Source organism: Planctomycetaceae bacterium, from assembly GCA_039680605.1.
Classification (GTDB): Bacteria; Planctomycetota; Phycisphaerae; order SM23-33; family SM23-33; genus JAJFUU01.
Genome location: JBDKTA010000053.1, coordinates 1 through 23,778, shown reverse-complemented (window position 1 = coordinate 23,778; position 23,778 = coordinate 1). Strand labels below are relative to the sequence as shown.

Below are 23,778 nucleotides of genomic sequence, written 5' to 3'. Positions count from 1 at the left end.
ATCTGCGTTCTGCCCGCTTTGCATTTGGGTCTGTCTGTCCGATAATGGCTCCCAATGCAGCAACTGTTCGAACAACCTCCGGATCCGCAGGCGGCGACGGCGCATGGGCGCGTCGTCGGACTGGTCGTGGGCGCTAACGTCTGGGGAACGTTCGACTATTCCTGGCCGGCCGCACTGGGCGAGCCGTTCCTCGGGCAGCGCGTGCAGGCGCCCTTCGGCAAGGGCAATCGCAAGATCACCGGCGTCGTCGTCGAGCCGGATCGCGCGCCCGGCGCGCGGGCGAATCTCAAGGCCGTCGCGGCTGTGCTCGATCAGGCGTCGCAGTTCGACGACGTGCTGTGGAAGCTCGGCGCCTGGATCAGCCATTACTACATGACGCCGCCGGGGATGGTGCTGACGGCGATGGTCCCTTCGGCGGTCGGACGCCATGCCCCGCGCACCGAGGCGGTGGCGTTCCTGGGCGCCGAGGCCGGCGACTGGCCCGGAGGCCTGGGCCCGCGACAGAAGCGCATCCTCGACGAGTTGATCGAAGCCCGCAAGCAGGGCATCGAGCCGCTGACGGTCGAGCAGCTCCTGACGCACAGCGGCAGCAATCGCGAGACGCTCAGCCGCCTCGTACAGCGCGGGCTGGTGCGAACCGAGGCGCGTGAGCTGCGCCTGGGTGAACCGGCTGGACACGACGCCGCCCCTCCCTTCGAGCTCAATGAAGACCAGGCCGCCGCGCTGACTGCCCTGGAGGCCAAGCTCGCCGGCGGGTTCTCCACGACGCTGCTGCACGGCGTCACCGGCAGCGGCAAGACCGAGGTGTACGTCCGGGCCATTCGGCAGGTGGCGGCCGCGGGGAGGCAGACGATCCTGCTGGTGCCCGAGATCGCCCTGGCGACGCAGACGCTGGCGCGTCTGGTCGCCCGCCTTCCGCGCGTTGCGGTGCTGCACAGCGGCCTGACCGACGCCCAGCGGGCACATTACTACCAGCAGATCCGCGACGGTCACGCGGCGGTGGTCGTCGGCCCGCGCAGCGCCATCTTCGCCCCCTGCCGCAAGCTCGGGCTCATCATCGTCGACGAGGAGCACGAGCCCACGTACAAGCAGGACACCGCCCCGCGATATCACGGGCGCGACACGGCCGTCATGCGCGGCTCGCTTGCGGGCGTGCCGGTGATCCTGGGCTCGGCGACGCCCAGCCTGGAGAGCCTGCACAACGCCAATCTCGGCCGCTACGCGCTGCTGCGCCTTCCGCGGCGCGTGCGCGGGCTGCCGATGCCCGCGCTGCAGGTCGTCTCATTGCGTCAGGAGATGACGCCCGGCCGCATCGAGCTGCTGGGCAAGACGCTCACGCACGCGATGGCGACGGCGCTCGATCGCCGCGAGCAGATCATCCTGCTGATGAACCGCCGCGGATACGCCAGCTACGTTTTCTGCCCCAAGCCCTCATGCGGGTGGATCATGGAATGCGACCACTGCTCACGGGCCATGGTCTTCCACCAGGCCACGGACACGGTGCTGTGCCACTACTGCCAGCACGGCGCGGCCCTGCCGCATCACTGCCCGGCGTGCTCGGGCAAGCTGCTGCTGTTCGGGCTGGGGATCCAGCGCATCGAGGGCGAGCTGGCCCGCAAGTTCCCCGCCGCCCGCGCCGCCCGCATGGACAGCGACACGATGACCTCGCCCGCGCAGTTCCAGAAAGTCTTCAGTGCCTTTGCCGCGCGCGAGCTGGACATCCTGCTGGGCACGCAGATGGTCGGCAAGGGCCTGGACTTTCCCGGCGTGTCGCTGGTGGGCGTGGTGTCGGCCGATACATCACTGGCGATTTCGGACTTCCGCTCCTCCGAGCGTACGTTTCAACTCATCGTGCAAGTGGCCGGCCGAGCGGGGCGGGCGGACCTGCCCGGCAAAGTCGTCGTCCAGACGCTGCACCCTGAAGAACCGGCGATCAAACTGGCCGCCACGCATGATTACGACGGCTTTGCCGCCAAGGAATTGCCCCTGCGCGAGGAAACCCACCTGCCGCCCTTCACGCGCATGGTGCGCATCCTGATCCGCCACAGCGACGGCCTCAAGGCCCAGCAAGGCGGCGAACTGCTGGCGGCGCGTTTGCGAAAACTTCTGCCCGCGGCCGTTACGATGTCCGGTCCGCAGGCGGCTGAGATCAAGAAGATCAAGAACGAGATGCGGTTCCACATCCTGCTCAGCGCCCCGCGGGCGGGGATGATCCAGGACGCCATCGCCGGGCGCCTGGGCGACCTGTGCCGCGACATCGCCGCCGACGTCGTCGCCGACGTCGATCCGGTGAACCTGCTCTAGCCGTGCCTTCGTAGCACGGGCGTCTCGCCCGTGAGTAGCATGGGCGTCTCGCCCATGCTCTTTCTGTGTAGCATGGCCGTCTCGCCCATGCTCTTTCTGTGTGGCATGGGCGTCTCGCCCATGCATCCCCGTTCCTGAACGATCAGCGACACGCACAACGGAGTTGTGCGCGGCACCCCGACCTGCCAGCGCGCGTGGTTTACCATTTGGGAACCGCTTAAGGATTTGTTAACCTGATCGTCGATACTATCGGGGGGCGGCACGGGCGGGCCTGCCAACAGGAATCAGTAAATGACGCAATCATCCAGCATGGACGCTTCTGCTGTGGCCGCTTCACACGGCGCCGGAGGCTGGCTGACCAGCCGGTTCGGCAACTTGTATATCTTCGCCATCATCTTCATGGTCGCCTCGCTGCTGCTGCGGGCGGTGCTGCTGAGCGACTGCTGGGAGCAGGCCGACCGCGATGCGTGGTCGCTGGCCAGGACCTTCGGCGTCGGGATGGTCTTCGACCTGGCGACATTCTCCGTGGTGGTCCTGCCGAGCGTGCTGTTCTGCCTGTTCCTGCCGCAGTCGCTGTGGCGCAGGAAGACATGGCTGGTGCTGGCGGTAGCCACGTTCTTCGTCACGATCTGCGTCCTGCTGTTTGACCTGATGGCCGAGTGGTTCTTCTGGCAGGAGTTCAGCGCCCGGTTCAACTTCGTCGCCATCGACTACCTCATCTATACGCAGGAGCTGACGGACAACGTCTGGGAATCCTACCCGGCAGGAACCATCCTGACCTGCATCGGCGTGCTGGCCGGGGTGGTGACCTGGATCTTCAGCCGCAGCCTGATGCGGGCCTTCGCCGCCCCGCACCCGATGCGCCTCCGCCTGCGCAGCGGCGGGGTCTTCCTCGCCGCCGCGGCTGTCGCGCTGCTGGCGGTCGATTCCGACTGGTCGAGAATCAGCGACAACGAGTACAACAACGAGCTGACCAAGAACGGCGCGTACAGTTTCGTCCAGGCGTTTTTCCACAACGTCATCGACTACGACCAGTTCTACATCTGCGACAACACCCAGACTTCGCTGAAGAATCTGCGGGGCCTGATCGCCCAGGATAACGCCCGGTTCGTCAGCGACGACCCGGACGACATCACCCGACAGATCACGGCTTCGGCGGCCCAAAGCCGCCCCAACGTCATTATCCTGATCATCGAGAGCCTCAGCGCCGACTTCATGAAGTCCTTCGGCGGCAGCGAAGATCTCACGCCGCGCCTCGACGCGCTGTCCAAAGACGCGATGGTCTTCGACAACTTCTATGCCACCGGCACGCGCACCGTGCGGGGGCTCGAGGCCGTCACGCTCTCGCTGCCGCCGACGCCGGGGCAGTCGCTGGTCAAACGCCCCGATAACGAGGGGATGTTCTCGCTGGGCAGCGTTTTCCGGTCGCGCCAGTACGACACGAAGTTCATCTACGGCGGCTATGGTTACTTCGACAACATGAACGCGTTCTTCGCCGGCAACGGGTTTGCCACCATCGACCGCGCGGACATGCCCAAGGAAGAAATCACCTTCACCAATGCCTGGGGCGTCTGCGACGGAGACCTGTTCAACCGCGTGCTGCGCGAGGGCGACAAGTCGGCCGCGGCGGGCAAACCTTTCCTGAGCATCGTCATGACCACGTCGAACCACCGCCCCTTCACGTTCCCCAAGGGCGCCGTGAACGCGCCCCAGCACGAGCGCGAAGGCGCCGTGGCATACACCGATTATGCCATCGGCGAGTTCATCGAACGCGCCCGCGGCAAGAACTGGTTTGACAACACGATTTTCGTCATCGTGGCCGACCACTGCGCCAGCAGCGCCGGCAAGGTCGCCGTGCCCGTCGATCACTATCGCATCCCGCTGCTGATCTACGCGCCCAGGATCGTCACACCCCGGCGCGTCAGCAAACTGGCCGGGCAGATGGACCTGGCCCCGACGCTGCTGGGATTGATGAACTGGTCGTACCAAAGCAAGTTCTTCGGCCGCGACGTCCTGCGCGAAGGCCCAGGCAGGGCACTGCTGGGCAATTACCAGAAGGTGGGCCTCCTCCAGGGCAACGAGTTCCTGCTCCTGCTGCCGAAAAAAGGGGCCGTCTCGTACACCATCGATGCCCAGGACCAGCACGAATCCGGCGTCATGTCCAAACAACTCCTGCAGGACGCCGTCAGCTACTATCAGTCCGCCGCATGGTTGATCGAGAACAGGAAATTGGGGAGAGAGTAATCAGTCAGAAAAGCAGTAATCGGTAATCAGTGAAAGAACAGTAATCAGTAAACAGTGATAACGGCCAGGCGCGTTACCGATTACCGATTACCGATTACTGATTACTGATTACTGATTACTTCTTTGTCACAATCGCCCCGCCAGCAGATCCCGCTTGGCTTCAAAGTAATACATCAGATTCTCCCACGACACGTCCGGCGGAACGGTATGGTCGACGCTGGGGATGAACCCGCCCTCTTCGATCAGCGCGGCCATCTCCTGCAGGTGCTTTTTGATGGCCGGTTTGGTCGTGGCCAGCACGCGCTTGTCGACGCCGCCCCAGAGGCGCAGGCTCTTGCCGAACTGCTTGCGCCACTGCTGCGGCGAGACGTTGCTGGCCCGCTCGATCGGCCAGACGCAGTCCACGCCGGCATCCATGAACAGCGGTATCAGCACGGTCGGGTCGCCGTCGGTATCGATGGCGAAGTACTTCACGCCGTGGCTCTTGAAGAACTCCACCATCCGCTTGAGGTGAGGGAAGATGAACGTGCGGAACGTGTCGGGCCCCAGCAGCGGGCCGGACTTCATCGACATGTCCTCGTTAAGCGTGAAGTAATCGACCGAAATCTTCTCCAGCACCGGCCGGCTGGTCTCGATGATGAAGTCGGCGTAGAACTCCATCATCTCGTGCATCATCGTGGGGTAGTCGTACCACGCGAAGGACAGCCCCTCGGTGCCCATCCACTCGCGGGCCCGCCAGTAGAACCCGTTGGCCGCACAGTTGCCGCCCAGGATCAGCGGGCAGGTGCGGTTCTTCCACGCGGCGATCTGCTCGTCGAGGTTCTTGGGATACCGGTCGCTGACAGCCGCCACGAGTCGCCGCTTTACATCCGGCCAGTCTTCCGGCGTGCGAACCGGAAAGCCGATGTACTCATCCATGCACATCCGCGCCCCGCCGATGGAGCCTTCCTTGAGGGCCTTGGTGACGATCCCGTTCCAGTTCCGCGCAATGATGTACTGCTCGGTCTCTTCGAGTACCTCGTACTCGTAGCCGGGCATGAACCCGTAATGCACGCCGATGAACTCGCGCCGGTCGAGCCCGATCGCCGGCTCTTCGACAAACCAGTTCCAGTGGAAGTCTTTGACCGCCTCGGGCGCCTCGGTCTGCCACCGAGCCACCGCCTGCGGCCAAACGCCCAGTTCCCAATTAGGCCGCCGGTCGGCAGCCTGATAGTCCATGCACGCGTGAAAACGTTCCAGGTCGTTCATTGGCATAGATCCTCGATCCTAGATCCTCGATCCTAGTTGGAGACCCGGCTTGACCTCTGCCTAGGATCTAGGACCGAAGATCGAGGATCTGTTCTTCATAGCCTGCACACTTCGATGCCCAGTTGCTCGGCGAAGGCTTCGAGCTGCGCTCCTGCTCGGCCGGGGGCGGCGATGGCGTGGTGGGCGAAGCCTAGCTTGAGCAGGTCGCGGAAGTATTCTTTCACGGGGCGGTCCACGCGGACGATCATGCTCGTCTCGGAAATCTTCAGCGGGGGCGTGTCCATGATCTCGCCTTCGCTGACGAGCAGGCGCCAGCCTTTGGCGTCCTGGATCACGTGCGTCAGCGTCACCGGCCCGGCGGCGTAGGTGGCCTGGAAGCCCAGGCTGTTGCCCTCGAAGCCCCAGTTTTCGCACGCCGGCTGAACCTGCACGGGCAGGTCGGCGCGGGCCTCGCGCGGGTCGATGAAGCCATGCCCCAGCAGCATCACCGCGTTGAGAGACGTATCGACTTCCTCCCACTCGCCGAAGAACGGCGTGCGGCCGGTGAAGTCCTTGAGCACCTTGGTCATGATCAGGCCCAGCACGTCGCCCTCGGTGACGGCCAGGGCCTGGTCGGCCTGGAGCATCTCGGCCAGCCCGAGGTAGCACGTGGCGTTGGCGCGGGCCTCAATGTGGTGCTGGCCCAGCAGCGCCAGGCCGTCGAGCTTGTACCGCCCCACCAGCTCGCGCAGGGCTACCGCCAGGCGCGCCGAGCGGCGGATCTCGTCGTCGGTCAGCGTCACGACCTTGTAAGCGGCGTGGACCTTGGCGCAGAGCTTGCGCACGCGCGGCTCATCGATCGCGATCTCGTCGAAGATCGCCGCCAGGTGACGGATGTCGATGTCGATGACGTTGGGCCCGAGCTTGCCCGCCACGGCCGTCTTGTCATACTGGAAGTCGTACATCCCACGGAACACGTGGCCGATGAGGCCGATGTTCCAGTGACGCAGGTTGCTGATCGTCGTGCGGACGGCCACGAAGCGGTCGATCTCGCCATACGCCTCTTCGTCGTCGACGGACCCGACGACGACCTCGTAGTTGGCGTAGCGGTCCATCTTGCGAAAGCCCGCGGTGAGCTGCACCAGGCCCATGGGCCCGCTGTTGCGCAGGGCCTGGTCGTAACCGGTCTCGAAGTTCAGCTTGGGGTGCGCCTGGCAGGCGAAGATGCAGATGGGCATGTCGGCAGGCAGGTGCAGCAGCGCCTGATGGACGATGTAGTCGGTGCAGTACGTGCCCTCGGTGATGACCAGCGCGTCGATCTGCTTGTCCTTGAACAACCGCCCCGCCGCGTCGGCGGCGTCGAGGGTGTCGACCAGGCCGGGGTACACCACCTCGTGCCGGCGGCCGATGCGGTCGGCGACGGTCTGCATGTCGGAGGCGACCTCGTCATGCAGGTTGGCGTACATGCGCCAGTACTCGAAGTACGCGCACGCCAACACGCCGACGACCAGCGGCTTGTCGCCGCGCCGCTGGGTGAGCAGGTCGCCGCTGGCCGCGCCGCCGGTGACTTCGAACGATTCGATTGCCTTGGTCTTCTTCCTGGCTGCCACAGTCTTCTCCTTCGCAGGGTTCAGACCATATAACCGTTACGCCGGTTTTGCCACGCAAAAAAGGTTTGCGCCCCAATACTACCGGTGGACAGGATCTGTTGTTATAGTCTTGGCAAATCTGCCGTCGGGGAGACGCGAACATGGACGAGATCATCTTTGCACTGATTCTGCTGGTCATCCTGCTGCCGGTGGGCCTGGCCGGGGCCATCATGGCGATCGTGGCGCTGCAGAAGCTAAGCGGCATGCGGCGAAGCGTCAGCGAGGCGCTGGGGCGCCTGGCCAACATCGAGCGGCGCCTTTCCGCCGGCACTGCCCCGGCCCCGGCGCCGCGTCCGGCGCCCGCGGCCGTGCCGGAACCCGTCGCTCCGGCACCTGCGCCTGCCCCCGCGGCGCCGCAAGTTCCGCCGCCGATCCCCGAGCTCAAGCCCGCCCCGGCGCCGCAGCACGTCTGGGCGGAGCCGCCGGCCCCGCATGTGCCGCCGGCCGGCGAGAGCATGGAGTCTCAGATCGGCAAGAAGTGGATGACCTGGGCCGGCGCGATCGTGTTGCTCCTGGGGACGGTCTTCTTCCTCAAGTACGCCTTCGACAATGACTGGATCGGCCCGACGGCGCAGGTCATGCTCTGCGCGTTGGGAGGGATGATCGCCATTGCCGCGGGCATCTTCTGCCTGGAAAAGCGATGGCGCATCCTCGGCCAGGGTCTCATCGGCCTGGGCCTGGGCGTGCTGTACGCCACGTTCTACAGCGCCTGCTCGGTGTACGAGCCCAAGGTGATGGACAACGCCGTGTCGTTTGCGTTCATGATTCTGGTGACGGCCATCGGCGTGGCGATGGCGGTGCGGTACAACGCGATGACGCTGGCGGTATTGGCGCTGCTGGGCGGGCTGCTCACGCCGGTGCTGGTCTCGACGGGCGAGAACCGCCGCGAGGCGCTCTTCACCTATCTGCTGATTCTCGACCTGGGCGTGCTGGCCGTGGCGCTGTGGCGCAACTTCCGCGCCCTCGACGCCCTGGCGCTGGTCGGCACGATCATCCTCTACCTGGGCTGGTACGGCCAGCACTACAGCACCGAGCAGCTGGCCCCGGCGATGATCTGGCTGACGGTGTTCTACCTGGTCTTCCTGATCGAACCCTTCGCGTACAACCTGGCCACGCGCACGGCCGTGGGCGTCGAGCGGTTCCTCATGGCCATCGTCAACGCCACGTTCTACATGATCATGGCCTGGACCATGCTCTACGGCCGCTACGACTACACGCTGGGGTTCATCGCCCTGGGCATGGCCGCGGCGTACCTGGCGGTGGGCACGCTGCTGCGCCGCCGCATTGAAAGCGACACGCGGTCTCTGCTGGCCAGCATCGTCATGGCTGTCACGTTCCTGACGCTGGCGGTGCCGCTGCACCTGTCGGCCAACGGGATCATGCTGGCGTGGGTGGCCGAGGCGCCGGTGCTGCTGTTCCTGGCGTACCGCTACCGCTATCAGCCCGCGCGCGTGCTGGCGGCGATGGTGCTGGCGGTGGGCATCATCACCCTGTTGGGCAAGTACTGGCCCGACTACGACGGACTGTTCGTGATCCTCTGGAACAAGCAGTTCATCAGCGCCGCGATGGTGCCGCTGGCGATGGGCGTCTTCGCGCTGGTGGGCTGGCTCTACCGCTCCAAAGCCACCGCCGCCGACCGAGCCGTGGAACTGGCCGTCGCCCTGGTGGCGGGCATCCTGGCGCTGTCGCTGCTGCACTCGGAACTGTGGCAGTATATTCATGACCAAGGCGCCGACACCGCCGAGTACCACGCGACCCTCGCCGTGGTCTTCCTCTGGACGGCCGGGGCGGCGGTGTATCTGCTGGCCGGCGCCCGCACCCGCAATATAGCCGTCTTCGCCGCCGGCATCTTGCCGCTGGTGGTGGCGACCATCTGCGTGTTCGGGGCGTATTCGTTCCCGCGATTCGGCGAGCACGTGCTGCTGGTCAACGTGCGGATGCTGGCCGGGGCCGCGGTCATTACGATGGCGCTGCTGTTTGCACGAACCATCGCCCAGCGTGAAAAAGCTGACAGTAAAGGCTTCGCCGCGGCGGTGCTCTGGGCCGCCCTGGCCGGGCTGCTCGTCCTGCTGTCGGGCGAGGCCTGGGCGTACTGCCAGAACAGCATTGCCGATTCAGCCAAGGCCGACCGCGCCGGGCAGATGTCCATCACGCTGGTGTGGGGGCTCTTCGCCCTGACGATGCTGTACGTGGGATTTGCCAGGCGGCTGCGCCCCGTGCGGTTGGCGGCGCTGAGCCTGTTCGCCCTGGCGGCGCTGAAGCTCGTCTTGGTCGACATGATGCACGTCAAGGACGTCTACCGCATCCTGTCGTTCCTGGGCCTGGGCCTGCTGCTGATCGGCTCGGCGTACCTCTACCACAAGCTCGAAAAGCGCCTGGCCCCGAGCCAGCCGGCAATCGAGGAGCCCCTGCAATGAGCAAGGCAATGATACTGATGGCGCTGTGCGCCCTGGCCCAGGCAGCCTGGGCCGAACCGGCCGACACGTCCGCCTGGCAGAAAACGGCGGCCGTCGAGCTTCAGGGCCCGCCCGACCGCGGACTGGCGCGTATCGACCTTCCGGGCGAGGTGTTTGACGCGTCCAGTTCGGGCGTGACGGATGTGCGACTGCTCGACGACGGCGGGGCCTGGGCGCCGCACGTCCTTCGCCCGGGACGGACTGCCGCCCACGAGGAATCGACGCGGGAGAACGCTCGCCTGCTCAACGCGACATTCGACCCCGACGCCGCGCTGAGCCGCGTGACGGCGGATTTCGGCAAGAAAATCCTCAAGAACGAAATCTTCATCGACAGCTCCGGCGATAATTTCCGGCGGCGCGTGCTGATCGAGGCGTCGGCCGACGGCGAAACGTGGCAGGTGCTTCGTCAGGGCGGCTGGCTATTCCGCATCCCGGGCCTGTTCGACAAACAGCGGATAGACCTGCCGGCCAATGATTTCCGCTACCTGCGCATCAGCGTCTTTAACGGGCAGGACGACAAGGGCAAGATCGACATCACCCGCGTGTCCGCCCGCAACAGCCGTGCCGTCGAGCCCGACCTGGCGCCGGTGCCGATCCAACAGACCACGCTGAACCCGCGGGAGCAAGACGCGCCGCAGGACGGCGCCAACGACAAGCAGACGGTCATCCTGCTGGACTGCGGCCTGCAGAATCTGCCTATCGCCCGGATCGCGCTGGCGTTTGACGACAAGAACTTCGCGCGGGCGTATACCATCCGCGGGCGCAACAAGGTCACTGATGATATCGTCGAGCCGGTGGAAGGCGGCGGCGTTCGTCGCAGGACCGTCGCCGCGCCGTGGAACTTTGTGGCCGCGGGGATGATCCACCGCTTCACTGCCGCCGGCGATGTCGATCAGTCGCTGGAGGTCCCGCTCATGCCTTCGCAGGGGCACTACCGGTTCCTGCGAATTGAAATCGCCAACGGCGACAACGCCCCGCTGACATTCACCGGCGCCACCGTGCAGCGGCTGAAAGTCTTCGTGCTCTTCCAGGCGAAGTCCGGCCGCCAGTACCGGTTGCTTGTGGGCAACGCCGCGGCAGTCACGCCTGAGTACGATCTGGAACACTATGCTGACAAGCTGGCCAAAGAAGGGTTTACCGAGGCTCGCCTGGGCGCCCTGTCGGACAATCCCCAATATCACAAAAAGGAGCGCCCCGCGCCGTGGTCGGAACGCTACAAGGTCCTGCTCTGGGGGGTGCTGATCGCCGTGGGCCTGGCGCTGCTGATCCTGATCGCGATGAGGCTCAAGCGTCTGCCGTCCGTGGACGACAACCAGTAGCACGGGCGTCCCGCCCGTGAGTCACATGGGCGTCCCGCCCATGCTCCCGTTTTGTGGCATGGGCGTCTCGCCCATGCTCCCGCCGTGTCGCGGACGTCTCGTCCGCGCGTGGCGTGGGCGTCCCGCCCACGCTCCCCGACTCATGAAAATTCAGAAACACGCACAACGTTGTTGTGCGTGGCACCCCGCCTACACGGGCGAGACGCCCGTGCTACTCATGGGCAAGATGCCCATGCTACTGGTTCCGCGCCATGTCGATCGCCTCGAGCAATTCTTCCCGTGTGAAGATGCCGCGCAGCAGCACGGCGGGTTTGCCCGGCGCGCCCAGGACGACCGTGCTGGGCACGGCTTCGTTCTTCAATGCCTTCTTGAGGGCATTGGCGGGCAGCCGGGCGTTGGTGACGTCGCCGTAATACGCGGTCACATCCCGCTTCTTGAGTTCCTGGGCGACCTCGGCGTTGTCATAGATCACGGCTTCGACGGTCTTGCACGTCACGCACCAGGATGCGGTCAGATCGACGATCACCGTCTTGCCCTGCTCGCGCTGGGCGGTGATGCGAGTCCAGTCGAAGGGCTGGAGATGAACGCCGCTGCCCTCTCCCGCCGGCGTCGGCGGCCAGAGCATCCATAAGCCCGCTGCGCCGGCCAGCACCACCGCGGCGCCGCGAATCCTGAGCTTGCGACCCAGCGGCGCGTCGTAGCTGACCCACGAGCCCCACATCCACAGGCAGAACGCCAGCACCACGCCAAACCCTACCGCCCAGAAGGCGTACGCGTTGCCGCCACCGCCGGCTAACAGCCACACCGCCACCAGCAGCATCACGAACCCCATCGACTGCTTGAACAGCTCCATCCACCGCCCCGGGCGAGGCAGGCGGGCCACCAGCGAGGGAAACGCCGTCAGCACCGCGTACGGCAGAGCCATTCCCACGCCGATCAGCAACAGCGCGAATGAACCGACCAACACCGACAGCGACTGAGCCCACGCCAGGGCGGCCGTCAGGATGCCGAAACTGCACGGCGTGGCCAGGACGCCGGTGAGCAGGCCCGTCGCGGCAGCGCCCCAATGCCCGCCGCCGCTGCCTTCCAGGGCGGCGACCTTGCCGGAAACCGTGACATTGAAGAGCCCGAAAAGATTGGCCGCCACCAGCACCATCAGCATGGCCATGGCGATCCGGATACCGTCGTTCTGCCACTGGGCCGCCCACTCGAAACCGGCCCCCTGCACCTGCTTGAGAACGAGATTGAGGATCGCCAGGGCGACAAAAAACAGCAGGACGCCGCCGGCAAAGGCCAGGCCCATGGTGACAAACCGCCGTCGCGACTGCCCCGCCTGCTGCACGATGCTCATCACCTTCAACGGGATGACCGGCAAAACGCAGGGCATGATGTTGAGAATCAGCCCCGCCAGCACCGCCAGCGCCAGCCCCGCCCACAGGCTGAAATCCTGCTGCTGTCCGTAGACGACGAACTCCATCGGCGCAATGTCGGGCATTTGAGTCGCCGCGGCGGGCTCCCTGGCAGACGTTGTCGCCGCGGCGGTTTTGGGCGCCGCCTCGTGCGGCTTGGCGTCTTTCAGACCGCCCGCCAGAGTCTCATCCGCCGCCCACGCGGGATTCACCAGGGCTTCGCCCGCGACCGTGACGGAAGTTTCCGCCGCGAGATTCTGCAGCGGAACGCACGTTCCATCCTTGTGGCAGATCTGCCCCTCGACCTTCGCGCGGATCGCGCGCGGGCCTGCCTTGGCATCGCCGGGGACTTCCAGCGGAACATAGACTACCGTCCGCCCCGCGTAGACGTTGTTGACTAACGTCTCGGCGCCGGCCTTGGTTACCTTGCGATGCGTCGGCGGCCACAGGACCGGCTGGGCCTTCAAGTGATCCGACTCGACAATGATCTCGCCCGCCTGCGCAACATCGCCCGGGTCAGGCCCGTAGAAGACCCAGTTCGGCTCGATGGCAAGCACGACGGCAAGGTGGAGCTTCTGCCCCGGCGCCACGCGCGTGTGGCTGGGGACAGCCGCGGCGGTGATGTTCGAGGCCCCAGCACCGAAGAAACCCTGCCCCGCCGCAATCGGCGCGGCCAGAGCGATGCACAGCAGTACGGTCAGCGGTCTCATCAGACATCCTTAAGAGTGATCGATAGCACCTTCATTGTATCGGCCGCGCAAGGTAAAAGGAATTCATACAACACGCGGCCCTGTTCGTTCGTTAAACTGAACAAATGCTCACGCGAGGTCGTTCCATGAAAACACTGCTCCTGCTGGGCGTGGCGGCGGTGCTGGCCCTGCCAGCGGCCGCCGACACTATCTTTCTACGCGACGGGCGCACCTTCGACGGCAAAATCACGCGAACAGGCGATGAGATCAAGATCGACATCGGCATGGGCGTGATCACGGTCAAGGCCTCGCAAGTGCTCCACATTCGCCAGGACGAAGCGCCCGCCGACGGCAAGCAAGACGCCCCGCCCGCGACGGCGCCGGCGTCGGGATTCCCCGCCGGCGGCGCCGCGCCCGGCAGCGACGACGAGGGCGGCATCGACATCGCCGCCACGGGAAATCCCGAACCGATCGTCTTCACGCTGATGCGCCGCGTGGCAGCCGCCGGCGCCGCGCCGCCGGACGCGCTGACCGAGCAACTGCGCCAGTGGCGCCTCGCCGTACACGACCGCCATCGCAAAGTCGACGGCAAGTGGGTCACGCCTTCCTATTTCGCCACGCATCGCGAGGCCTTCAACAAGGAATACAAAAACTCCCAGGACCTCGCCCGCCGCGCCACGCGGATGCGGGGCAGGGCCGCCCGCGACCCGTCCAACCAGAAGAGCCTTCAAACACGCTACGCCAAGGCCCTGAAAGACCTCGCCCAAACCTGGGGCGACGGGCAGATCCGCCGCTTCCTGCTGGCGATAGCCGAATACCACGGCGACAATCCCGCCGCGGCCGAAAGCATCTTCCGAACGCTTGTCGATGACGCGCCGCAGGTGGCCGCCTATCACCAGGGCCACGCCCTGGCGCTGCTCAAGCTCAACCGCCCCCTCGACGCCCTGGCCCAGGCGCAGATCGTGCTGCAACTGAGACCCAACTCGCAGACGGCCCTGAACCTGGTTCGCGACGCCATGAAGGCTACCTCCGGCGCCGACGTGCAGAACCCGATCTACGTCCAGGCGTCCGTGTCGGTCAACGCGTACGAGAAAGCCTTCGGGTCATCGTCGACCGCCACGACGACCATCGAGTGGCTCATGCCCGACGCCCGCCCCTGGCAGGACCGCGACAAGGCGCTGCCGATCCCCACGTGCGACCGCCTGGCGATCGTGCAGGCCCTGGGCGTGCCGATCGGCCAGCACACGCTGATGGTCGACGAGACGCTCACCACCGGCGCCGCCGAGATCGTCGTGCGCCTGGCCGACGGGCGTCTGCTGCCCGCGTCGCTGCTGCGCGTGAGCTATTCCTCGCGCGAGAAGCCCTTGGGCGTGGCCATGCTCCACGTCGAGGATGCGCAGTTCACGCCCCTGACGGTGCCCGGGCCGCCGGCGCCGCCCCGCCCCGCCGCTCCCGGCGCTCGCCCGCCGGCGCCGGCCGCGACCAAGGCCCCGCCCGCCCAGGACCGCAGCACCGTGGCGTACGGGCTGGGATACTGGCCGGCGATGGGCGCCGCCCCGCGGACCATCGCCCCGCGCGTCGAGTCGGGCGACGCCAAGGAAACCACGTTCGCCCTGGCCGCCGGCGAGGCCGCCGCCCCGATCATCGCCGGCGGCGATACGCTGGAAGGCTTCATGCTGGGCCGCCTCAACGCGGCTTTGACTGACGGCGGACCGTCGACCCTGCTGCCCGCCTCGGCCATCGCCCCGGTCCTGGAGCGGGCCAGGCGCTCCAGCGGCACGTTCAACCCGACGATGGGATACACCCGCCTGCCGCGGAAGATCACCCCCCTGCCCGCCGAAGGCAAATGCTTCATCGTCTACGCCATCAAGCAGGAAAAGATGGACTGACCCCCCCGCCTCCCATGTGGAGTGCGGCAGCCAGAGCTGCCGCTTTGGCTGTTGTTCGACAGGAAGAGGATGGATGGATGGATGCATGGATGGATGGATGGATGGATGGGTGGACGGGTGGCATGGCGACACGCGAAGCGGGTCGCCATGGGCGGCATGCACGATCAGGGACGGGGAGTGCGGGATTACGCGGGTTGTAAGGATTGAGAGGATTAAAACAAGAGATGGGATCGGGGAGCGATTCGTGCTCGTCCTCGTCCTCGTCCTCGTCGTCGGTTTTTCCCCTCCGATGCGTCCTTAGATACGGGGGACGGGCGTGGACAGATGGATGAATGCCTGCGATGACGGCATTGACCCTTCATTGTCTTTTCTTGTCTGTTTTCGGCGATACTGCAAAACGGAGCTTTTCGTATCTGATTGTGCTGTAATAGTTTAACAACCATCCGCCGCAGTTTCTTCGCTCGCCCGGACAATGCCTGCGCGCCCGCGGGGATATGGAACCACCCCGCACTGGAATTTGTTCGAGAGTTGCAAAAACCACGTGTCCCTGAAATGAATTTTATTTTTTTACACGCGCTTTTCCCGGCCTTTTCGCTCAAAGCATTTCGATTTTCTCGCCGCCGCCTGTCCAGTGACTATAATACGGGTGAGAGAACCAATCGAAGATTACTGATCCCGCCAAGGCCCAAGGCGCCGTCGTGCGCCCTTGGGCCTTGGCTTTTGTCTAACATGAACCGCAGAGACCGCAAAGTACGCAGAGAAGAAGATTGACTCAAAACAAGACCATCTAACGTCGCGAGTGGCGCTAATCTGAAAAAACAGACCGTCCATGAGGCCCACTCCGTAAAGTTTCTGTAAGTCTTTTGATTCAAGACACCTCTGCGGTCTCTGCGATCTCCGCGTTGAAATATCCGGGCTAATCGAGAAACAACCTTGCCTCTAACCAAAGGGAGTCTTCCATGGCACAGTACGATGAAATGAAATTGCTGGACCTGCTCGCCGACGGCGTCGCTTATGAGCAGGTCGCCCAGGCGATCGGCATCAGCCGCTCAATGGTCGCCAAGATCGCCCAGGGGCGCACCCGCCCCGAACTGCACCAGCAACTCCTCGACATCCGCCAGGCCCGCCGCCAGGCCCTCCAAGACCTGGCCGCCAAAAAGGCCACCACGCTGATGAGAATGCACATCGACGAAGGCCTCGTCCGCGGCAGCGAAACCGCCCGCAAGTGCCGCGAGTTCATCCTCGACCGCCTCCTGACGCGCGACGACACCCCCGCCGACATGCTCGACCAACTCTTAGCCGACTCCGCCAAGCCGGACCCGTCAGCGGCAGAGCTTGCCCCGCGCGTTCCTGCATAACCGTCGCAGGGGATTGTAAGTCCGTAAGCGACAGCGGCGGGTCGCCATGGGCGGCATGAGCGATCAGGGACGGGGAGTGCGGGATTACGCGGATTGTAAGGATTAAGAGGATTAAGACAAGAGATGGGAACGGGCGGTGAAGACGGAATGATGGAATGCTGGAATGCTGGAATGCTGGAAGAATGGATGGACGGATGAGTGGATGATTGGGTGGCATGGCAACACGCGAAGCGGGTCGCCATGGGCGGTGAAGGCGGAATGATGGATGGATGGATGGGATGGATGGATGGATGGATGGATGAGTGGATGGATGAGTGGATGATTGGATGGATGGGTGCCATGGCGGCCGTTTTCCAGCCGCCATGTCCCCGGCATGGACTTGTCCGCCGTAGCTCGCAGAGCGAAGGCGGATGGATGGATGCGAATCTCGTCCTCGTCCTCGTCGTCGGTTGTTCCCGTCCCATGGGCGTCCGGGTACGCGGGGGAGAGCGGCTGATGCAACACGATCCGGCCTTGACCGCCGGGGCCTGCGGCGGGATCATACGGACGGCGAGTGTGGGATTAGCCCGGATATTTCCCCGCGGAGGTCTTGAGGCGGCCTGGCTTCGCTCGGCCGCAACTAAAGGCATTCCGGCACAGCAGCGTGGCGGGGGCTCCGCCCCCACGCCCCCGGAGTTTATCGCTTTATGGCTTCCGGCAGAGGTGGGCCTTCGCAGCCTCTGCCGCAAGCCCGATGCGACAAACTCCGGGGTCTGGGGCGGAGCCCCAGAATGCCGGCTGAAGAAAATCTTCGCCTCAAGACAAGAACCTGACGGTTGGCATTACAGAGCCGGTTTCTCTGTGTCACCGTCATGACCTCCTTTCGATTCGCCCCTGCTGCCCCGATTCGCGGCAGCCCCGTAGCGGGGCCATGGCTGGAGGGGTAGAATGCCGGCATGGGACCAATGCCGACTACTCCGCCAGTTTCATTGCCGTTGTGTCTGAAGTTTACTGGCTCTCAGATTTTATGTTCCAGGACTGTCGGATCAAATGCACTAGCAAAGGCAGAGTAATGAGCTTCGCTGACCTCTTTGCGATAGTCCTGTTCTTTGTTCCCGGAGTGGCTGCGGCCGCTTTCTTTGGGTCGAAGTATGGATGGCCGTACGGGCTCTCAGGCTTTGTCGCTGGAGTCCTTCTGGCATCTGGAGTGCAACTCCTGGGTAGACTTTATGAACGGCTCTACCCTTTCTATCCTGATTCTTGTCCAGCCTGTTCAAGAAAAGGGATAGCGGGGTGGATATTGGTGCGAGATACTCCGAAGGGCGAATATATTAGATGTTGCTGTGGGGCTCTTTTCTTCCTCACGAGGTGGCAGTATCGCCGAGGGGTTATGCTGCTGGAGGAGCTTCCCAATAATACACAACGTGTGTGCATGAACAGAAGACCCTTTCGCAAGTGGCGAAGAAGCTCTTAGCGCCTGTAACGGCTGTACCCGCCCAGCGGATTGTAGGGCCATAGGCGCTGGTTCCTGGCCGGGCGGTTTTTGAAGAATTTGCCCGTGAGTCTGTAGGGCAGGCGAGGTCCACGGCCTCGGTCGTCGGTGGCGAGGTCATCCCGACGCCGCCCCTATCCCCGCCCCGCCCCAGACCGTGAGGGTGAGGGCTGGAGACTCCCGGCGGCCCCGTTGCGGGGGCATGGCTGGAGGGGTAGAATACCGGCATGGGACCAATGGCGATTCCCGACCGCTTTGGGGTAGTCCGTGTCTGAATCTTACCGAGAGGCCGCAGACAAAATGAGAGTCTTATGTCAGACTGAGGCGGTTGGGATTGCTTGGGCTTTTCTTAAGAAAGAAGACTGTTCCGATGGAGTCGAAGGCCCGCCTTCTGTTGTCCACTTGATGGAAGATGACTTTCCGGAGGCGTTTCCCAACAGGAAGCCTTGCTGGATTGTCAGTTACCATCTAAAGGATCATTCTGGATTGGATCTGACTACAACGACACTCGGAGTGAAGGTTGACGAAGAGACGGAGGCGTGTGAGTTTATTTGATCGGAGGGCCAGATCCCCTAATATCACATTGCCGCCATCGCTCGGCGGCGAATATTCTCGGTCAACCCGTCCCCGCCCCGCCCCAGACCGTGAGGGTGAGGCGGGGGCCGCGAGCCTCCCATCGACCCCGTTGCGGGGCCATGGCTGGAGGGGTAGAATAGCGGCATGGGACCAAGGCTGCGCGGCCGCCATGGGCACGCGGATGTGCGGAATATCGGAAGGATGGAATGATGGGGATTTCACAGCCTGACTTGCTCAGCCGCATCTGGCGATGGGTATGGCAAGGCGCCGACGATTCGCAGGACCGCAAGGCCGCGTGGCGTGTCCGGCGAGCTCAAAGCGAGGTGGCAATCCTTCAGGCCGCGATGGAGCGGGGGGAAGATGTCGCCGATCAGTTGGGCCGCTCGCAAAAACACCTGGAGGAATTGCGGCAGTCCCAGCGCCGGGGGAACGGCGGGGCCTTCGTGTGCATGGCATTCTTTGCTGCCGCGGCGGCCTTTGCGGCCGGGGTTCTGGCGGACTTCCACCTTGATGTCACCGCAATCATCGTCGCGTCACTGATCATCTTTCTGTTGGCTGCCTGGCGGCTGCAGCGCACGCTGACGCGCATCTGGGCCGGACGGTTGCTGGACACGCTGACGGTGTTACTGATTCTTGCAGCCCTGACGATGCTGGCGATCAGCGTTGGAAAGATGAGGCCTCTTTTGACCAATTCGGAAGAACATGGCTTGCCAAGGCGTACTTCGCCGCTGTCACGATAGATGGGGCCCGGCTTCGCGGGAAAAGCTCCGCTGCGCCGTGGCAGTCTTCGTTCGCCGCCGGCGGCGAACGAAGACTGGAGCTGAAGGGACTCGAACCCTTGACCTTCTGCATGCCATAAATAAACGGCCAAACTGGACAGTTAGCGGCCGTTACTGGACTTATGCACAAAGTCGTTTATTTCAAAGCGCTTGCGTCATTCTCACGGTGTCTCATGCTGTCTCACGATGTACGCTAAAAACAGGCAGCGCTATAGAGGGCGCTATAAAATCGGCGGGGTTCGCTCGCCTTGGGCCAGACCCGTTGCGGGCTGGCACAGTTGCCAGGCAGAGCGTAGAATCTGGACGTGGGAGCGATGGCAAGTATCCAGCGGCTACACCGAATCTTGGCGAGAGGCCACGGGACGCCGCAGAGACACAACCTGGCTCCACAGCGCCGACAAAGGAGTGAGTATGCCCAACGGGAAGACCGCGTCGAAAAGAGGCACCATCGTCGCCGGCGTTATTGCGTTGATGCTGTTGGCTTATGTCGGCAGCTATGGCACGCTGCGGGTGGGAGGGGTGATTCAGAATAATCTAGATCTATTTCCGAAGGTTGAGGCTTTTCATTGCGGTGACCCTAGCAATCCCTTGGCTTTCTCTTGTAGCCTCTCCGCTCCTCGCTTCTATACGCTTAGCGACCGCTCGCTGAACGCAATCTACTGGCCGTTGCGAAAGATCGAAGAGGTCTTTCTCCTCACTTAGAATCAACGGGAAGCTTAGAAGGAGTTAAACTCGTTCATCGAGCCATGGCAGGGTCCGTCGCACACGCTTTGCGTGTCGCTTGCGACCAGGCAGCGCCTTCTGTTCCGCTTCGCCATTGGCGGCGGCAAGGATCGCCGTGGCCGCCGTGTTGACGCTCGCTCGCACGCGGTGAGTCAACCCAGCGCCGCCCCTATCCCCGCCCCGCCCCAGACCGTGAGGGTGAGGGGCCGTGAGACTCGCGGCGGCCCCATTGCAGGGCCATGGCTGGAGGGGTAGAATAGCGGCATGGGACCTCGAACGGATCGTGTCGCGAAGGCGGTTGAATTGTTGGGGCTTACAGCCCGCTACTGCCCAAACCCGGCGGCCGACCTTCAAAGGGCACCAAGACCAGACGAAAGCGCAGAAACTAGTATGGTGTCCCCGGATTTCCATCCCCTTTCTCCTGCTCCGGATCATGCAGTCTTATAAAGATCGCCAGCGGCTCAGCGGATTGTAGAGTAACGATCCTAGCCAGTCGGGTGTAACGGCCCAGCGGATTCGGGCGGAAGTTCTTTAAAAACGATAAAGTAGGATATCTTTCGGTAGCGGGTAGTGTCCATAGTCTTTCGCACATTTCATTCCGGGTAGCACTTGTGCTGGTACTCCCTGCGTCGCGCGCACGCGGGCACAGTTCCAGACGCATATCGAGAGCGTGATGAACAACCCGACGGCAGTCAGGCAGTTGTCAGGTGGGCGAGTGGCATACTGGCATGAAGGCTCTGGAACTGTCGTGGTCAGGAACCCACTTGCGGCAGACGGCGGTACTGCTTTCCAGCCGGTAGAAGGTGTAAACTACTTCCTCAATCGCCTGAAGTAAGGAGCTACCGTGAAGCCGACTATCAATGAACAATGCAAGCCAGCCTTTGAGTTCACCAAAGCGGAGTTGCTCGCCGTGAACAACGCCCTGAATGAGGTGTGTAATGGCTTCACGGTCGCGCCGTTCGAGGGCAAGCTGGGCGTAGACCGCGATGGCGTAATTGCTTTGCTTGACGCCGTAGGCAAGGTGTACGACTTGACACCTGACCCCGAGTCGTCCGAAGCGTGCGATGCAACTGCTGACGAGTGTTCGCACTTCCCCCTCAATGCCCAGTGGACCCGCGACAAGCGAATTGTTGTTGTGCTTTGCTCCAAGCACCTACTGACCATGAAGAATGCCCTGGCTGAGGTCGACAAAGAACTTGAAGACTGGGAGTTTGACACACGAATGGGCTGCACTCGCGACTTCGCCATGTCGTTGCTGAAGGCGATAGATGATGCGTGCGACCGCCAGTCCGACGGAGATTAGCGTGGCCTCACGGCTTCCAGTTCCCCGGCAACAGTTCTCGCAGACGGTGGTGCGGATGGCTGGCGATACGGGTGAGCACGTCCCGCAGATAGGCGAAGGAGATAGGCGGCCCGACCCCCTAAGTATGTTGTCGCCTTCGCTCAGCGATGAGGTCAACCCAGGCCCGCCTCTATCCCCGCCCCGCCCCAGACCGTGAGGGCGAGGGCTGGGCCCGTGAGACTCGCAGCGGACCCGTTGCGGGGCCATGGCTGGAGGGGTAGAATACCGGCATGGGATCAATGGCAAGTACTCCGCCAATTTTCGGCAGTCACAAACATAGCTAGAGGCCACAGCGAATGACGACATTGGATGGGACAACTGAAGATGCCTCCTTGGAGCCTCTTCTGATGGGTTGTGGCCCGACGTACACCGCAACACTGGTATTCTTCCTTTGTCTGATCCCTCTGCAACAGGGCAAGTCAGACGCTCCCGGTCGCAAAGACCCTGCGACGATTGCAACTCGCCCCTCTCACAGCCCTATTGAGGTACGTTCATATACCGAGTTCCCAGATGAATCGGGACAGATAGTGGCGAGGTTACTGATCCTTCGGTTGCCAATGCCCAATACGTTGACCTGGAATACAAAGGACTTTTGGGAGAGAGCAGCCACTGCAAATGGCGACTGGGTGGGATCCCGCGCAAAAGGCATGGCGTCTGTCTTGCGTGTGGACGACAACCTCTATTGGAGTGGGCCAGCTAGTTTCTGGCACGGCCCGGACGGCCCGCCCGACCTCCGAGTTGTCGATATGCATGCTCCGGCCACGCATTATGATCTTGCCTTTGTCCTACCCTACAATGTCATTCTTTCAGGAAGAAGGATCGAAGTATATTCGAAATACACGATTGATCCTCTCACCTATCGCCCCCGCAGAATCCAAGTAGTGGAAGACTTAAAGCCGTACAAGCCCACGGGCATGCTCCTTCTGACCAAGGACATGTTGGAGTCATGTGAGGCGCCCTTGTCCGTTGGGCTGAACGGCACAGCATCGGAGGCCTCGCGGTTCTATGGAGGCTTCAATGTCAACCTGTTGCACAAGGTTCTGAGCTGGCGCTCAATAGCGGCAGTTCGCGTAGGCCAAGTAGAGTCGACGGGGCCAATGGTTGGCGAAGAAAAGAGAGGTATCAAGGACAATATGGGATTCCTCTTCCTATCTCAGCCGCAGAAGGATGCCCCGATCTTCTTGCGGCTGATCGGGCTACCAGTATGGCTCAAAGCTCAACCGCGCCTCGCTGAAGGGGCTCGAAAGAAGTCTGAGGCAGCTTCTCAGCCGGTCGCGCGCAAGCCGCAATGGCAGACCATAACTGCGGTCGCGAGACTTCAACCGCGAGTTCCCTTGCATGAGGCTGCCAGGCAATGGAACGAGTTGCTGGCATTGCGGTGCGACGACCGCTTGAGTGATATGCCTACCGGGGGCCTGGAATCATTGGTGGTTATCAACGGCAACGTACTTAATCTAAATCGTTTCCAAGGCGATGTAAGACCTGAGTATCTCCCTAAAGGACAAAGTGATCCGGCCGTAAAGGTGTTCATGGTTCCTACCTTAAAGGGGGAATACCTGGAAGCGTTGTTCGGCTGCCTGAACATCCCGACCGAATCTGCAGGCTTTGTCCGCGAGCGGCTTCTGGAGGCCGGGTATGTTCCGTTAAAGATTGCCATCGCGGATATCCCGACGCTTCGCGTGGAGTCTGCGGAGCAACTGACAAAAGAAATGGCCCGCCTCTCCTCGCTTCAAACTCCTGCCATGCGGCAATCCGAGACTGCACCATAGGCAGCAGCAAGGCTGAGGTGGTTCTTTAGGAACTTACACCGGAGAAATCCGGCGACATCCATGAGCAAGTCTGTGTCAAGACCATAGCGGGCGAATCTTAGCGGGCGTGCCCGCACGGCGTCCAGTTCACGCCGTCGCCGCCCCCATCCCCGCCCCGCCCCAGACCGTGAGGGTGAGGTGAACGTCGCCCTCGCCGCCGCGGACGAAATCCCAACTCCACCGAAGGCTGCCGTCGTTCTTGTTGATCTGGAACCTGAACATCGAGTCCAAAAACTCCCCGCCGCCGTTGTACTCGAAGACCGATTTCCATTCGTCCCCGCCGACACTGTTGCCGCAAAAGAACGGGCAAGCCAGGTCGATGGTGGGTGAATTGGCATGGATGGATGGATGGATGGATGGATGGATGAGTGAACCTGTCCGCCGTAGCCATGGCGAAGGCGGATGCACGGCTTGCCAAGGCGTACTTCGCCGCTGTCACGATAGATGGGGGGCCCGGCTTCGCGGGAAAAGCTCCGCTGCGCCGTGGCAGTCTTCGTTCGCCGCCGGCGGCGAACGAAGACTGGAGCTGAAGGGA

General features: G+C 63.2%; 14 protein-coding genes and 1 pseudogene. 10 read left to right on the top strand and 5 right to left on the bottom strand.

The genetic code is table 11. The features are described 5' to 3' along the window. Positions 1-54 precede the first annotated feature (54 nt). Positions 55-2,304, top strand: a complete 2,250-nt coding sequence (gene priA / locus ABFD92_16400; protein ID MEN6506120.1) for a primosomal protein N' — start codon at positions 55-57, stop codon at positions 2,302-2,304. Between the two features lie 291 nt (positions 2,305-2,595). Beyond that, complete coding sequence (locus ABFD92_16395; protein ID MEN6506119.1) at positions 2,596-4,548, top strand: LTA synthase family protein; 1,953 nt, start codon at positions 2,596-2,598, stop codon at positions 4,546-4,548. Positions 4,549-4,674: 126 nt separating this feature from the next. Here the strand turns inward: ABFD92_16395 and ABFD92_16390 are convergent, their stop codons facing one another. Next, positions 4,675-5,796 (bottom strand): uroporphyrinogen decarboxylase family protein, encoded by a 1,122-nt coding sequence (locus ABFD92_16390; GenBank protein ID MEN6506118.1) that lies wholly within the window; start codon positions 5,794-5,796, stop codon positions 4,675-4,677. Between the two features lie 95 nt (positions 5,797-5,891). Further along, positions 5,892-7,385, bottom strand: coding sequence for a hypothetical protein (locus tag ABFD92_16385; GenBank protein ID MEN6506117.1), 1,494 nt, complete (start codon positions 7,383-7,385; stop codon positions 5,892-5,894). A gap of 140 nt (positions 7,386-7,525) precedes the next feature. Between ABFD92_16385 and ABFD92_16380 the strand changes: the two genes are divergently transcribed. Further along, positions 7,526-9,841 (top strand): DUF2339 domain-containing protein, encoded by a 2,316-nt coding sequence (locus tag ABFD92_16380; protein ID MEN6506116.1) that lies wholly within the window; start codon positions 7,526-7,528, stop codon positions 9,839-9,841. Then, positions 9,838-11,199 (top strand): DUF3999 family protein, encoded by a 1,362-nt coding sequence (locus ABFD92_16375; protein MEN6506115.1) that lies wholly within the window; start codon positions 9,838-9,840, stop codon positions 11,197-11,199. The genes ABFD92_16380 and ABFD92_16375 overlap by 4 nt, the downstream gene beginning before the upstream one ends. Positions 11,200-11,434: 235 nt before the next feature. Here ABFD92_16375 and ABFD92_16370 read toward each other — a convergent pair whose 3' ends face one another. Further along, positions 11,435-13,318 (bottom strand): cytochrome c biogenesis protein CcdA, encoded by a 1,884-nt coding sequence (locus ABFD92_16370; protein MEN6506114.1) that lies wholly within the window; start codon positions 13,316-13,318, stop codon positions 11,435-11,437. A gap of 125 nt (positions 13,319-13,443) precedes the next feature. Between ABFD92_16370 and ABFD92_16365 the strand changes: the two genes are divergently transcribed. From ABFD92_16365 to ABFD92_16345, 5 genes are all read left to right on the top strand, one after another. Continuing rightward, positions 13,444-15,186, top strand: a complete 1,743-nt coding sequence (locus tag ABFD92_16365; GenBank protein MEN6506113.1) for a hypothetical protein — start codon at positions 13,444-13,446, stop codon at positions 15,184-15,186. A gap of 959 nt (positions 15,187-16,145) precedes the next feature. Continuing rightward, positions 16,146-16,544, top strand: a complete 399-nt coding sequence (locus ABFD92_16360; protein ID MEN6506112.1) for a hypothetical protein — start codon at positions 16,146-16,148, stop codon at positions 16,542-16,544. A gap of 2,256 nt (positions 16,545-18,800) precedes the next feature. Then, positions 18,801-19,331 carry a hypothetical protein gene (locus tag ABFD92_16355; GenBank protein ID MEN6506111.1) on the top strand — a complete coding sequence of 177 codons (531 nt, stop codon included), beginning with the start codon at positions 18,801-18,803 and terminating at the stop codon, positions 19,329-19,331. Between the two features lie 450 nt (positions 19,332-19,781). Then, on the top strand, positions 19,782-20,072 hold the full coding sequence (locus ABFD92_16350; GenBank protein MEN6506110.1) for a hypothetical protein: 291 nt from the start codon (positions 19,782-19,784) through the stop codon (positions 20,070-20,072). Positions 20,073-20,937: 865 nt separating this feature from the next. Further along, complete coding sequence (locus ABFD92_16345) at positions 20,938-21,396, top strand: hypothetical protein (GenBank protein MEN6506109.1); 459 nt, start codon at positions 20,938-20,940, stop codon at positions 21,394-21,396. A gap of 7 nt (positions 21,397-21,403) precedes the next feature. Here ABFD92_16345 and ABFD92_16340 read toward each other — a convergent pair. Continuing rightward, positions 21,404-21,490, bottom strand: a pseudogene (locus tag ABFD92_16340) (transposase domain-containing protein). A 241-nt stretch (positions 21,491-21,731) separates the two neighbouring features. On the opposite strand from ABFD92_16340, the gene ABFD92_16335 reads away from it, so the two are divergent. Next, positions 21,732-23,204 carry a hypothetical protein gene (locus tag ABFD92_16335; protein MEN6506108.1) on the top strand — a complete coding sequence of 491 codons (1,473 nt, stop codon included), beginning with the start codon at positions 21,732-21,734 and terminating at the stop codon, positions 23,202-23,204. A 126-nt stretch (positions 23,205-23,330) separates the two neighbouring features. On the opposite strand, the gene ABFD92_16330 is transcribed toward ABFD92_16335, so the two are convergent. Then, complete coding sequence (locus ABFD92_16330; protein MEN6506107.1) at positions 23,331-23,465, bottom strand: hypothetical protein; 135 nt, start codon at positions 23,463-23,465, stop codon at positions 23,331-23,333. Positions 23,466-23,778: the final 313 nt, after the last annotated feature.

Excerpts from the sequence above, each read along its gene's own strand:
- priA (MEN6506120.1), top strand. The coding sequence starts at position 55 with ATGCAGCAACTGTTCGAACAACCTCCGGATCCGCAGGCGGCGACGGCG.
- ABFD92_16395 (MEN6506119.1), top strand. The coding sequence starts at position 2,596 with ATGACGCAATCATCCAGCATGGACGCTTCTGCTGTGGCCGCTTCACAC.
- ABFD92_16390 (MEN6506118.1), bottom strand. The coding sequence starts at position 5,796 with ATGAACGACCTGGAACGTTTTCACGCGTGCATGGACTATCAGGCTGCC.
- ABFD92_16380 (MEN6506116.1), top strand. The coding sequence starts at position 7,526 with ATGGACGAGATCATCTTTGCACTGATTCTGCTGGTCATCCTGCTGCCG.
- ABFD92_16375 (MEN6506115.1), top strand. The coding sequence starts at position 9,838 with ATGAGCAAGGCAATGATACTGATGGCGCTGTGCGCCCTGGCCCAGGCA.
- ABFD92_16370 (MEN6506114.1), bottom strand. The coding sequence starts at position 13,318 with ATGAGACCGCTGACCGTACTGCTGTGCATCGCTCTGGCCGCGCCGATT.
- ABFD92_16365 (MEN6506113.1), top strand. The coding sequence starts at position 13,444 with ATGAAAACACTGCTCCTGCTGGGCGTGGCGGCGGTGCTGGCCCTGCCA.
- ABFD92_16360 (MEN6506112.1), top strand. The coding sequence starts at position 16,146 with ATGGCACAGTACGATGAAATGAAATTGCTGGACCTGCTCGCCGACGGC.
- ABFD92_16355 (MEN6506111.1), top strand. The coding sequence starts at position 18,801 with ATGGGGATTTCACAGCCTGACTTGCTCAGCCGCATCTGGCGATGGGTA.
- ABFD92_16350 (MEN6506110.1), top strand. The coding sequence starts at position 19,782 with ATGCCCAACGGGAAGACCGCGTCGAAAAGAGGCACCATCGTCGCCGGC.
- ABFD92_16335 (MEN6506108.1), top strand. The coding sequence starts at position 21,732 with ATGACGACATTGGATGGGACAACTGAAGATGCCTCCTTGGAGCCTCTT.
- ABFD92_16330 (MEN6506107.1), bottom strand. The coding sequence starts at position 23,465 with ATGTTCAGGTTCCAGATCAACAAGAACGACGGCAGCCTTCGGTGGAGT.